Here is a 12,746-nt window from a genome sequence, read left to right on the forward strand (position 1 = left end):
GCGGCAAAAGGAATGGTTGAAAGAAATGAAGCAAAAAGGCTGTGAAAAGTACTGATATTCAATTCCGAAAGATTATTGAGCAGGTATCTCTTTTTATGGCGTGCCCGTTCTTTCAAATTCGGGAAATACTTTTGAAAATACTCTATAACATCCTCTTCTAATTCACTCTTCGGGTTATTTTCGATCAACAGATTCAAGTATCTTAAAATGCGCTCTTTCATCTCAAAGGCGGCTTCATTGGTAAAGGTGATACCGTATAATGAATCAAGCGGATAATTTCTTTTGTTCAGATAGAGAAAAAGGAACCGCAGCGTAAGGGCGTGGGTTTTACCCGCGCCGGCAGAAGAAATGAGTGCGATGTTGCGTATTCTATCGCTCATAATTCACTCCGCACAAATCTTTAAATAAACAGAAAGTACAATTTTTCTGATCAGTGGTTCGGGAAAAAGGAATTGATTCATCCAGGATTTCACGGATCGTCGGCAGGAGAATCTCTTCTTTGAATTCAGCCAGATATCGAGCGACCGAGTCTTTATCGGTTATTTCGATGATTCTGATGGATTTGGAAATTTCATAATAAGCCAATCCACAAATCATCTCCGGTGATCTGCCGGTTAAGAGTAATGCGTATAAAGGAAGCTGAAATTCCACGAAATCTTCTCCCAATCGGTATTTCTTCTTTTCCGGAACCGTTGTTTTGTAATCGATTATATAATACCTGTCGTCATACATATCAACCCTATCTGTATAACCGTACAACTTAACTTTTATATTACCAATGATCTCCGTATGACTGACGCGTTCTTCCAATATTTGATTGTTGATTCTATACCCTTCTTTGAATCTTGTCACCTCATGTTCCAGGAACTTATCCAATCTCTTGCGGTAAATCTCCAAATCAAAGAACGTCACCTCTGTCGGTTTCTGCGCCAGTTCCCGTCGCAAAACTTCTTGAACCTCTTTATACAACAACTGTTTTGCTTCTTCTAATCGATTCTCTCCCAGCCCTTCAGGAAATCGGTACTTATAAAAATTTCTCAACGCTCCATGCAATATCCTGCCCCATTCGCGCGCACCCGCCTCTTCGATTATTTCCACAGGTTCTTTCAGCGCCGCGACATACTTCAGAAAAAAACGATAGGGACATTCACGATAATCCTTTAAATTCGTCGGTGTCAACCCCCGGCTGGAGATCAAATGATAAAGATGGTTGAGAACATTGCGCTTTTTCTTTACGCTTCCCTCCGGAGTTTTGATTGCTGTATTGTCGAACAAAATCGGTCTCCTATCCACAGGAATGTTATCCTCCTCGAGGAAGTCAATGAATCGGGAGCGGATGTTCCTGTTTTCTTCCTCAATATATGAAAGAAAAACTTCTTTTTCGCTGTTTATCATTTCAGTAAAATAGTAATAATAAAGATTCTCACGCTCTTTATCATAGGGCAGACCGACCTGTCTGCGAACCGACTGGTTTACGAACAAATCTTTTTCACTGTATTTCGGAAAAATACCTTCATTCATCGAAGGGATAATAATACAGTCGAAGTCCAGGTTCCTGGCTTCGAGAAGACCGATCACCTGCACCCCTTTCATCGGGTCTCCGATTAAATTGAATCTTTCATCCTGGATAAGTCGTAAAAGAAACTCAAGGATTCCAAGACCACCCTTAATCATCCCTTCCGGTATACGGAGTTTTGTAAAACGATGAAGAGACTCTAAAAATTCATCTATGTCAGGCGATGCCCTTTTTATGAACTCTTGATTGCAGGAAAGAATCGTATTCAACATCGTTGTAAGATTGTCAACATAATCACTCAGAGAAAGGTCGGCGCTGACCGTCTTGATGCAATATTTAATCAAGTGAATTAAGGGGTCAAAAGTTTCGTCGTATCTCTGATCAGGGATAAAATAATTCTGTTTTTTCTCGACCATAAACTGTATGAATTGATATATTATAGGCCGCAGGGGTTTATCCTGGAACGAGGCGTTTTTGAATAAAGGATGTTTAATCAAAGAAAAAAGTTCTTTATAATGGAATTTTGAATCGACAAAATCCTTCAAATGGTCAAGAAAAGAATAGAGTATCGACTGAGTAAAAGGCAAACCTGCTGAGATATTATATTCGCAGCCTACGGTTTTCAAACTCTCGGCAACGGCGTAAATCATCCCCTCATCCGTGAGAATAACGGCGATACGATGAGGTTCGTATCGTCCTTTTATCTTACGAAGAACCTGCTGCAGATAAAAAGTCTGCTGAAATTCTGTTTCCGTCCTCTTGATATGATAGACCGGTGGCGGCGATTTTTCTTCGGTGATAAATTGAATATCATAATTTCCGTCAGGCACAACGGATTGAAGCATTTTATGATGCAGATAAAAAGGAGACGTCGTATCCACATCTTTATCATCGTTCTTTAAAGAAGTATGAAGAATCAACTCCGCCGGCAGTTCTTGCAATATCCTTTGAATCACCCTGTTCTCCACCGCCGTGGTTGCAACCAATCCTGCTATACCGATATATTTGTAAGCTTTTAAAAACTCGATATTACATTTCTGATGAATCAGGTCATACTTATCAATATCATCGCAATAATCAAGAGCCGACAACTTTTCTCTGTACTTCTGATATACGCTTTTTATTATGAAAAGCTCGTTCTTCACATATCTTTCCGGGTAATGTCCTGAAACAATCTCCTCTTCAAGCCGCTCAAAGCACACAAGTTCCTTTGCAAGTTCATCAAAAAAACCGAGCAGGCGACAGCCGATCGAGATAAATCTCAAAAAAGGTAATTCCTGCCAGAATTCAATCTTTAAAGAATCAATCACCTGTTTCAGAATAAAGTTGCGTTCAATCATATTCAAACGCCTTCCTTTCCTGCCGCCGCAATATTCAAAAATATCCTCCATGATCTCGTCGATCGTTTTCATTGCCGGAGGTATGACAGCGGAGATATTGGAACATTCAAGCAGATACCGTCGGAAATAAAATTTATTGCGCTGGGAAGGAAAGATCAATAAAATTTTTGAAAAATCCGGTGACCAGTCTTTGTATCTTTCCTTGAGATATTCCGCCAGGATACGCAGAAACGGTAACTCAACAGGAATCGCCTTGATTACACTCTTCTCCGGCATATCCTATTATAAATATCATTCCCGAAATGTCAAACCTTATTCAACTTGACAATTTTAAAAATTTATATATTATTATCTAAATGTTCCTGCGTCAATTTTACCTCACCTTCAGCTGCATCACCACCCTCTTCTTTTTAGGACTCCTCTATCTCTACTTTTCCAACAAGCGGGCGAAAGATTTCTTATATGCGAGCCTTCTATTCTTAAGCGGCAGCCTCGTCCTCTTCAGTATGTCTCATCTGAAACTCCGTCCGTCTTCCCATGCCATCATATTCTGGAGTAAACTGCTCTATGCGAGCATCTTCAGTTACATATACACCCTGCCTCACTTCACCCTCTCGATCACCAGAGAAAAAATCAATCGTGGAATTCAAATAGGACTGAATCTGCTGTCCATCCTCTTCATTCTTCTTACATTCTTCACGGATTTTATAATTAAGAACCGCGTGATATACAAAACGGGCATTAAACAAGCTGAACTGTCAAACATCTATCCTTATCTAATCCTGATCGTCCTGGCGATTATTGTATACTTCTATATCCACATATTGAACGCCGCCAGGAAAAAACTCAACAAGAAAGTCTATTATCTTCCGCTGATCATCGGAATGGGAATAGGCATTGCTTCCGGAATCATCGATTTTCTCGGAATCACCGCGGGAAAACCGTTGATCACCGACATTCCAAATCCCTTCATCTTCGGAATATTCATCACTTCTTTATCCTTTGGATGGACATTTCTCTCGCAATACACCTGGGCTTTTACCAATCTCACAAAATCCCAGGAAGAGATTGAAAAGCTTGTTGAAAAATCAAATAGAGACTTTCTGGAATTCGTCCACCTGATCGCCAAAACCCTGGAGGCGAAAGACCACTATACAGCGGGACATTCTCTTCGGGTCATGGACTATGCTACGAAGATCGCCCAGGCGCTCAATCTCCCTGACAAAGAAATAGAATTATTGAAGCAGGCATGCCTGCTCCACGACATCGGAAAAATAAGTATTCCTGACGGGATTTTGAACAAGAAGAAAAATCTTACCAAAAAAGAACGTGAACATATACTGAAACATCCGATCATCGGTAAAAATATTTTAAGTACGGTGAGTGAGTTCAAAGAGATTCTTGATATCATCTACGCCCATCACGAACGGGTGGACGGTAAGGGATATCCGGATGGTAAGACAAAGGATGAGATTCCACTGCTGGCGAGGATTCTTGCGGTCGCTGACACTTACGATGCGATGCGTTCAGAAAGACCGTATCGCCGTGCAAAATCCAAGAAGCAGGCATTGAAAGAATTAAAGCTCGCCCGGGGTTCTCAATTGGATGAGGAAGTCGTCGACATCTTCATAAAGGCACTTTCAACCGCCTGAAAAACAAGATTTCTTAAATCATCATTCCCTGAACGGGCTCTGATTCTGGGCTTCTTCCTCTTTCTTCTTCTCTTCAAGATGTTCTTTTATGATCTTCTCACGGATTTTCCTGTCCCGATTCTGTATGATCAAAGAAATCACCCATATCAACAAAACAAGCCCTAAGGTTATTAATATGATCTTCATAATCTGACCTCCGTTCTCTGATAAAGATGAATTTCAACCAACCATAATTAGTCTATTTATAATTTCAAAATTGTCAATACACATTTGGCTCAAATCCTCAATTCACCAAACCGCAAAAATAGGAATCGTGGTGATATTGACAATAATAAAAAATCCAATATAATTTGAATTAAAAAAAGGGGGGTGTGAGGTCTCCACGAATGTTTTTGTCGCCGTTTACAAAAACTGAGTGGAGAATAGGGGGGAGAATCCCTCCTTGGCGAATCTGTTAGCGTAATGAAACGGCGTCTGTGCAAGGTATCGACCACGGCGGTCTCACATCAGATAAAAAGATCAGAGATCGCAGGTGGTAGGGGGGTGTGAGGTCTCCACGAATGTTTTTGTCGCCGTTTACAAAAACTGAGTGGAGAATAGGGGGGAGAATCCCTCCTTGGCGAATCTGTTAGCGTAATGAAACGGCGTCTGTGCAAGGTATCGTCCACGGCGGTCTCACATCAGATAAAAAGATCAGAGATCGCAGGTGGTAGGGGGGTGTGAGGTCTCCACGAATGTTTTTGTCGCCGTTTACAAAAACTGAGTGGAGAATAGGGGGGAGAATCCCCCATATTGCGCCCGTAGTTCAATCGGATAGAACGGTGGACTCCGGCTCCGCAGGTTAGGCGTTCGAATCGCCTCGGGCGCGTGGCGAATTTAAAAAATCATTTCAACGAGGAGGTCATAAATGGAATTTTATGAAGTCATTAAGAAAAGAAAGAGCGTGAGAAAATACAAATCAGACCCGATTCCTCAGGATGTCTTGGACCGCATTCTCGAAGCTGGAAGAATCGCTCCATCCGCAAAGAACATCCAGCCGTGGCGTTTCATCGTCGTGAAAGATCCGGCGATAAAGAAAAAAATCGGCGAGGCGAGTCGCGGGCAGACCTGGATAGCCGATGCAGACGTAATACTCGTCGGTTGTGCCCTTGAAAAGATCGCCTGGGGTAGAATGGGCGGATACATGAGTTCCTTTGCCGTTGATCTGGCGATCGCAATGGATCACATAATCCTGGCGGCGGCCAATGAAGGACTCGGCACCTGCTGGATTGGAGCATTTGTTGAAAAAGAAGTCAAAGAAATTTTGAATGTCCCTGATGATGTGAAGGTTGTGGCGCTTACTCCTATAGGTTATCCTGCTGAAGAGCCCAAAGACAGAGGTAGAAAATCCATTGAAGAAATCGTGTCGTACGATAAATATTAAATTAAAAATTATACCTGACGATTGATTCTGCTCCACCTGTATTCTCGTCAAACTCAACAATTACACAATTGGCGAGAATGTCCTTTTTCATAATCTTGAATTTCTGCGGAAGCAGAAATAAAAAATGTTGTATGATCTCCTCTTTTTTATCACCGATTATCGAATCAGCGGATCCCACCATTCCGACATCGGTGATATAGGCGGTTCTATTATCGATAATCGTTTCGTCCGCCGTCTGAACATGCGTGTGGGTTCCGATAAAGGCGGTAACTCCACCGGCAAGATAAAAAGCAAGCGCCCTTTTTTCGCTCGTTGCTTCGGCGTGAAAATCGACAAAAATATTCGGGGTTTCTTGCTGAATCATTTCGACAATCCTCTTGCCGACGACGAATGGATTTTCCAGCGGTTTCATAAAAATCCTTCCCTCAAGATTCAGCACCCCTATCTTGACACCTTTTTTTTCATAAATAAAATACCCTCTTCCCGGTGTACCTTCCGGATAATTCGCAGGCCTTAATAAACGTGTTTCCTCCTGAAGATATTTATAGACCGCCTTGTGCTTCCAGACATGATTACCTGTAGTGATACAATCAACGCCGCACGAAAACAACTTCTTTGCGGTCTCTTCGGTTATTCCGATCCCGCCGGCGAGGTTTTCACCCTGAGCAATAGTGAAAAAGATGTTCTCTTTCTCTATCACCTCAGGTAAATATTTAATGAGTCTGGTTCTTCCGGGTTTACCGATTATGTCACCGATGAAGAGAACTTTCATTCTTCAAAAGTTCGGATCTCTTAGAGAACCTGAGACAGGCAGTCTACAAATCTATCTATCTCCTCTTTACTTCTCTTTTCAGTAACCGAGATTAAAAGTCCGTTATCCTGCTTTTTTTCAAATATTGAAAGAGGTACACCTCCGAATATTTTATATTCAAGAAGTGCATCGACGACTTCTGCTGACGGTTTTTCTGTTTCTACAGCGAATTCTTTGAAGAACTCTCGTTTAAAGAGAGGTTTGATTCCTTTTAATTCTTTTATTCTCGCATAAAGATAATGACTCTTTGAAACACAGAGATTTCCGATATCGATTATTCCCTGTTTACCGAGGCAGCAAAGATAAATCAAGGAACTCAAGGCACAGAGCGCTTCATTGGTACAGATATTCGACGTCGCTTTTTCCCTTCTTATATGTTGTTCCCTTGTTTGAAGGGTCAAAACAAATCCCCTCTTGCCCTCCACATCCGTAGTCTCACCGACGATCCTGCCCGGTAAGGAACGCACATATTCCTTTTTTGCCGCAAAGATGCCGAGAAGCGGACCACCGAACCCCTGGCTGATACCGAGTGACTGCCCCTCACCTACAGCGATATCGGCGTTGTATTCACCGGGTGGAATTATCACACCCAGGGAAATGGGATCGATCACAGCAATAAAAAGAGCGCCCTTTTCATGAACAATCTTCTCTATCTTCTGCATATCTTCTAAATAACCATAGAAGTTCGGATTCTGGACACATACACAGGCGGTATCCTCATCGATAAGACCGCTGAGCAACTCCATATCGACCGCTCCCTCTTTTGAAGCACAGGGAATTATCTCCAACCCGCACTCCCGCGTGTAGGTGTGAACAATCCGTCGGTAAAAAGGATGAATCAAATCAGCAAGAATAACTTTCTTCTTTTTCCGGATAGTGTAAGCCATATGACACGCCTCTGCCAGAGCAGAACCGGCGTCGTACATTGAGGCGTTTGCGATCTCCATTCCTGTAAGTTCGCAGACAGCGCTCTGATATTCAAATATCGTCTGAAGCGTGCCCTGGGAAACTTCGGCTTGATACGGTGTGTATGCCGTATAGAACTCACTTCGTGAAATCAGACTATCCACAACCGCAGGAATATAGTGGTCGTAAACCCCCGCCCCCATAAAAGAGAGATAGTCAATATTGTTATAATTTTCCCCGGCCAACTGATAAAGAATCCTGCGCACGTCATTTTCGCTCAAAGCCGACGGAAGTCCGCAGGTTCCGTGAAATTGAAGTTCTTTCGGTATTATCCGATCGATCAACTCTTCAAATGAACCGACTCCGAGTTTCTGAAGAATATCCTTTTCATCCTGAGGTGTAAGGGGCAGATAATGCATCAGTGCTGAGCAATCAATTCTTTATACTGATCAGGCGAAAGAAGTGTCTCGAATTCTTTGGTGTCGTCCAATTTGATTTTATACAGCCATCCTTCACCATAAGGGTCTTTATTGATTATTGAAGGATCGGCAACCACTTTTTCATTGACTTCAATCACCTCGCCACTCACTCCCGCAAAAATATCACTCACTGCTTTTACCGCCTCGATCGTTCCGACAGCCTCCCCCGCCTTGACTTTTTTGCCGACAGGCGGTGGCTCGACCATCACGATATCAGAGAGTTCTGACTGAGCGTAATCGGTTATTCCCTCGATTGCCACATCACCTTCAATTTTGACCCACTCGTGTTCCTTGGTATATCTCAGTCCCTCTATTATGTTTGCCATTATACCTCCTTATCTGCTATATGTTATAAAACAGTATGTAGATATGCAGAATTTTCCTATTTATGACTGGCATGTTTATAAAAAGGTCCCTTTATCACCTCAGCCGGGATGATTCTCTTTCCTATTATATTCAACTTTGTACCGCTTTTATTAAAGGGTAAATCAACATATCCCATACCGATCCCTTTTTTAAGGGACGGTGAAAATGTCCCTGAGGTGACGAAACCGATCTTTTTCTGTCCGTCGCGGATTTCCTGATGAGGTCGTGGAATACCTTTATCCACCACTTCAAAACCGACCAACTTCCTCTTTATTCCTGATTCTTTTATCTTTACCAAAGCTTCTTTGCCGATGAAATCACCTTTATCAAGTTTGACGACCCATCCCAGTCCGGCCTCTAAGGGATTGGTCGTCTTGTCGATATCATTACCATAAAGGCAGTATCTCATCTCAAAACGAAGGGTGTCCCGTGCACCCAGACCGATTGGTTTAATATCAAACTCTTTGCCGGCGTCGAAAATCAGTTCCCAGATACGATCGGCGTTCTCCTTGGCAAGATAAACCTCAAAACCATCTTCTCCTGTGTAACCCGTACGTGATAAAATCACGGGAATCTCCTCTATCATCGTCTCTGTGGACCAGTAATACCTCAATCCACTGAGGTCGCACTTACAGATTTTCTGCATAACATCTGCAGCCTTCGGTCCCTGAATTGCCAGCTGTCCTATCTCGTCGCTCAAATTCTTGATTTCGACCTCGAATTTTTTATTCTCTAAAATCCACTTATAATCCTTGTCAGTATTCGCAGCATTAACAACCAGTAATATTCTGTCCTGGAGATTATAGACTAAAAGGTCATCAACAATACCGGCATCGGGATAGAGCATCGTGGTATACTGAACCTGATTCAGGCCCAGATTCTCCACATTATTTGTCGTGAGATAATTGACAAATTTCACTCTTTCCGGACCCCGGATCTCGATTTCACCCATATGAGAAACATCGAAAACCCCGACTGAGTTCCGGACAGCCTGGTGCTCGGGAATTATACCTTCAAATTGAACCGGCATCAAAAAACCTGCAAATTCGACAATTTTTGCCTTATTTTTTATATGTTGTTCATAAAAAGGAGTCTTCTTTAACATAGAATAATTATACCCAAAAAAACGGAAAAGTCAATAAGACGCAGCGTCAAAATACCGCCTGTTTCACCTCGCTAAAACAGCGGTTTTCTTTGCCTTTGTGATGCGATCCTTATAACGATATTCAAGATAGACGATATACATTCCCGAAGGAAATTCTTTCACACCGACGCTGCCGTCCCAGTACACAGTACCCCTGTCCTCTGCACAGAACTCTTTCTTGAAGATGTTATGCAATCGCCTTCCCCGCGCGTCAAAGACCGTTATCGTCAGATACCCTCCCGGCTGCGGCAGTCTGTAATCAATCTGCAGACGGTCGTTACAGCCGTCATTGTCAGGCGTGAAAATACTGGGCGAGAGTGCCAATTCTCCAATCTCCCCTGTCACCGTCAACTCTTTAAATGCCAGATTATTACCTGGATTTTTGTCTTCGGAAAAAGCTATTTCAAAACCGAGTGGATGGATGCCCTGGGCAGGAGTTTCATAGACATAAAATAGAACCACGCTGTCAAAAGCATTAACCATCTCTCCGGAAATACAGGACACCAGCTCATCTATCTGCCGGATACTGTCTCGGTTTAAATCATCGAATATCAATAATTCATATTCGTCCGTCGCCCGTAAACCGAAATTTTTGATCCTCACACTGATCGTGACATCTTCGCCGGATTTGAGCTCTGCAGGGATGAAAAAGATGGACTTCGAGTCAACAGCAAGATCAAACGCATCAGTGGTGCTGTTCTCCCTCCCGGGTGTGGCTCCGGAGGAATCGAGTGAAGGATGCCAGTTACTCACTTCATCAGGTAATGAAAGGTCGATTCTCTCCCATGATATTCCATCACCTGGATCTGAAGGAAAAAAATCAGAGCTGTCATAAGGCGTGCCGAATGATGTGGTGCATCCTGCTGCATTTGAAAAAACGATCAGGGGATCGGAATTCTGGATGCCGTTTCCGATCGTCGTATTGGCGGTCGTGACGACAAGCAGCGAGTCGGGAAAATCATACGGCTGTACATAACCGCCGGTGGTCGTATCGCTCGTATATTCCCTGTCCAGAATGAGGCAATAAGAAAACGGATAAAGTTTTGTAGAATAAATTCTGAGCCCGGGATATTTAATAAGGAGTCTCTCATCGGTCCAGGCACAGATGCTGTCTTCGGCGTCAAAATCAGACAAATGGAAAAGAGCAAGATCGATCGTATCAGAACTCTGGTTATAGAGTTCGATATATTCGTTTCTGTCACCGGGACTTCCGGCTCCTGATTCTGAACCCCTGACATTGGACATCACTTCACTGATAACAAGTGGAGAATCTACAGTATAAATAAATAAGAGCAGTGATACAAGCACGGGCAATTATAAGCAAATACCACAATCTGTCAATAGATTCAACAGGGATGCATATTTCCAAAATGCGGGGGGAAATAAAATGTTTGATGGAGGCGGCGGGAATCGAACCCGCGTCCGAAACGCTTCAATGAAGAGGACTACATACTTAGTCTCTTTACGAATCTCCTCTTGCGTCACCAAGAGACAGGTCGACAAGAGATAGCCTTTTCAGAATGACCCATTAATTCCAAAGGCGGGAACTAATGGGCTTCAGCCCTATATGACGCCTGGCCCTGAGCTGGGCTGGCCACTCAGGCAGACGAAGCTGCAATCTTTATGCAGCTAAAGCATATCCCATTTCAGGATCTTTTTTCTCAGGTCGGATTAACGAGGTGGCCAGAACCCTCGGTATGCCCTCATTCATCTCATTCGTCCCGTCGAGACCGATCGCCCCCATAAATTTTTATTACACAACGCTTATTTGTACTCGCCTTTTCTAATTATATTATAGCAAAAAACCGACGGTTGTCAATAGCTGATGGGGTCAGATCTTCTTCAATCTTCAATTCTTCACCCTGCAGAAAACAGTCGTCTGTTTACACCAGATGCTCATAGCCGGTGGGCTCAAGAGGCTTTGTCTTTCCTCTGACCGACAGATACAGACCCCGACCTTTCATCACCCTGCCGATTTTGAAAATCTTCAAGCCCGGGACCTTCGGCGGCCTTGAAGCGGTAAAGAGCAGTTCAAAATCCTCACCCGACGATAACAAGAACCGCAGAGGATCGATCTTTTTTATATTACAGAACTCACCGAGTTCAGAATGAATGGGAATATATTCTGCATCAATCACTATCTTCACCCTGCTCTCTTCGGCAAGATGCAGGGCATCAGTGGACAGACCGTCTGAAGTATCAATACAGGCGCTTATGAACCTGCGCAGTCTCTGTGCCTCTTTGATCCTCGGTTCAGGGAAAAGATGCCGCTTGATCGAATGCGGATAATCTTTCCGTACCATCTTTTCTTTAAGAACCAACCGGCCGACCTCTGCCAGACCGAGAAAGTTGGTGACGTAAAGTGCCTGACCGGGTCTTGCGCCGCAGCGCAGAACCGGCGTTCTGGTCTTACCGATGACCGCGATCGTCAAACCAAAGCAGGGGCTGGTGACGACATCACCGCCCGCGATGTCGAATCGGTAGTTCCTCGCGACCTTCTGGAAACCGTCATAGAGTTCTTCTATCTCCTGTAGTTTGATCGTTTCGGGAAGATTCAGAGAAATAAGTGCGCATACAGGTGAACCGGCCATTGCGGCGATATCTGAAAGGCTCGCACAAAGGGTATGATAACCCAGGGCGTACATTGAAAAATATTCGAGGTCAAAGTGCACCCCTTCAAAAAAGGAATCGGTCGTAACGACAAAGCCGCTGCGCAAGACCATTGCATCATCGCCGATTCCTTTTGCAATTTCCCTTCTCGTGGTCGGAAATCTTTTTCGGATGAAATCGATGATCGCCAGTTCGCCGCCTCTCCTATCTCTTCTTTTTTTCACCTCTCCTTCCTCTTATGATATTCAGAAATCTTCTATACATGAAATTCAATGACATCGCCGTCGGTTAAAATATGGTGCTTTTCAACACGTTGGCCTGAATATCCGTTATCACTCCAGAGTCGGGCGAATTTAAGATTCTTTTTAAAGTCTTTGTGAATGTGTTCAGCCGCATCGAGCACGGTCGTGCCCTGTTTGAGCACAATCGGTTCATTTCTTACCACGGGTCTGCCGATCTTTTTCGTATAAACCCTGATGATATGCAACTCGTCAAATAA

At 43.4% G+C, this 12,746-nt stretch carries 11 protein-coding genes, 1 tRNA gene and 1 other RNA gene; 3 read left to right on the forward strand and 10 right to left on the reverse strand.

The genetic code is table 11. From position 1 onward, the window contains the following. Together ENI34_07465 and ENI34_07470 are read right to left on the reverse strand one after the other, a co-directional pair. The coding region (locus tag ENI34_07465) for a hypothetical protein (protein HEC78963.1) at nucleotides 1-380 on the reverse strand (380 nt) is incomplete at its 3' end. Continuing rightward, complete coding sequence (locus tag ENI34_07470) at nucleotides 370-3,132, reverse strand: PD-(D/E)XK nuclease family protein (GenBank protein HEC78964.1); 2,763 nt, start codon at nucleotides 3,130-3,132, stop codon at nucleotides 370-372. The genes ENI34_07465 and ENI34_07470, both read right to left, overlap by 11 nt. 80 nt (nucleotides 3,133-3,212) lie before the next feature. Between ENI34_07470 and ENI34_07475 the strand changes: the two genes are divergently transcribed. From ENI34_07475 to ENI34_07485, 3 genes are all read left to right on the forward strand, one after another. After that, the gene (locus tag ENI34_07475; GenBank protein ID HEC78965.1) at nucleotides 3,213-4,508 is read left to right on the forward strand and encodes an HD-GYP domain-containing protein; all 1,296 of its coding nucleotides are present in this window, start codon (nucleotides 3,213-3,215) and stop codon (nucleotides 4,506-4,508) included. Nucleotides 4,509-5,302: 794 nt separating this feature from the next. Next, nucleotides 5,303-5,376 (forward strand) — tRNA-Arg (locus ENI34_07480). Nucleotides 5,377-5,415: 39 nt separating this feature from the next. Continuing rightward, nucleotides 5,416-5,931 carry a nitroreductase gene (locus tag ENI34_07485; GenBank protein HEC78966.1) on the forward strand — a complete coding sequence of 172 codons (516 nt, stop codon included), beginning with the start codon at nucleotides 5,416-5,418 and terminating at the stop codon, nucleotides 5,929-5,931. A 1-nt stretch (nucleotide 5,932) separates the two neighbouring features. Here the strand turns inward: ENI34_07485 and ENI34_07490 are convergent, their stop codons facing one another. The 8 genes from ENI34_07490 to ENI34_07525 all read right to left on the reverse strand — a co-directional run. Beyond that, nucleotides 5,933-6,703: a TIGR00282 family metallophosphoesterase gene (locus tag ENI34_07490; GenBank protein ID HEC78967.1), complete on the reverse strand. Its 771-nt coding sequence runs from the start codon at nucleotides 6,701-6,703 to the stop codon at nucleotides 5,933-5,935. 20 nt (nucleotides 6,704-6,723) lie between these two features. Next, entirely contained in the window at nucleotides 6,724-8,067 is a 1,344-nt protein-coding gene (locus ENI34_07495) for an aminomethyl-transferring glycine dehydrogenase subunit GcvPA (GenBank protein HEC78968.1), read from the reverse strand. Continuing rightward, nucleotides 8,067-8,453, reverse strand: coding sequence for a glycine cleavage system protein GcvH (gcvH, locus tag ENI34_07500; protein HEC78969.1), 387 nt, complete (start codon nucleotides 8,451-8,453; stop codon nucleotides 8,067-8,069). The genes ENI34_07495 and gcvH overlap by 1 nt, the downstream gene beginning before the upstream one ends. A gap of 56 nt (nucleotides 8,454-8,509) precedes the next feature. Continuing rightward, nucleotides 8,510-9,598 carry a glycine cleavage system aminomethyltransferase GcvT gene (gene gcvT / locus ENI34_07505; GenBank protein ID HEC78970.1) on the reverse strand — a complete coding sequence of 363 codons (1,089 nt, stop codon included), beginning with the start codon at nucleotides 9,596-9,598 and terminating at the stop codon, nucleotides 8,510-8,512. A 63-nt stretch (nucleotides 9,599-9,661) separates the two neighbouring features. Then, nucleotides 9,662-10,945 carry a hypothetical protein gene (locus ENI34_07510; protein HEC78971.1) on the reverse strand — a complete coding sequence of 428 codons (1,284 nt, stop codon included), beginning with the start codon at nucleotides 10,943-10,945 and terminating at the stop codon, nucleotides 9,662-9,664. 84 nt (nucleotides 10,946-11,029) lie between these two features. Next, nucleotides 11,030-11,379, reverse strand: a transfer-messenger RNA (tmRNA) gene (ssrA, locus tag ENI34_07515). 141 nt (nucleotides 11,380-11,520) lie between these two features. Further along, nucleotides 11,521-12,471 (reverse strand): thiamine-phosphate kinase, encoded by a 951-nt coding sequence (gene thiL / locus ENI34_07520; GenBank protein HEC78972.1) that lies wholly within the window; start codon nucleotides 12,469-12,471, stop codon nucleotides 11,521-11,523. Between the two features lie 32 nt (nucleotides 12,472-12,503). After that, nucleotides 12,504-12,746 (reverse strand): TGS domain-containing protein (locus tag ENI34_07525; protein ID HEC78973.1); only part of this gene is annotated, 243 nt, incomplete at its 5' end.

The organism is candidate division WOR-3 bacterium, from assembly GCA_011052815.1.
In the GTDB taxonomy this organism is placed as follows: domain Bacteria; phylum Hydrothermota; class Tepidihabitantia; order SM23-42; family SM23-42; genus DRIG01.

Coding starts and splice junctions, on each gene's coding strand:
- ENI34_07470 (HEC78964.1), bottom strand. CDS start 3,132: ATGCCGGAGAAGAGTGTAATCAAGGCGATTCCTGTTGAGTTACCGTTT.
- ENI34_07495 (HEC78968.1), bottom strand. CDS start 8,067: ATGCATTATCTGCCCCTTACACCTCAGGATGAAAAGGATATTCTTCAG.
- ENI34_07475 (HEC78965.1), top strand. CDS start 3,213: ATGTTCCTGCGTCAATTTTACCTCACCTTCAGCTGCATCACCACCCTC.
- ENI34_07485 (HEC78966.1), top strand. CDS start 5,416: ATGGAATTTTATGAAGTCATTAAGAAAAGAAAGAGCGTGAGAAAATAC.
- gcvT (HEC78970.1), bottom strand. CDS start 9,598: ATGTTAAAGAAGACTCCTTTTTATGAACAACATATAAAAAATAAGGCA.
- gcvH (HEC78969.1), bottom strand. CDS start 8,453: ATGGCAAACATAATAGAGGGACTGAGATATACCAAGGAACACGAGTGG.
- ENI34_07490 (HEC78967.1), bottom strand. CDS start 6,703: ATGAAAGTTCTCTTCATCGGTGACATAATCGGTAAACCCGGAAGAACC.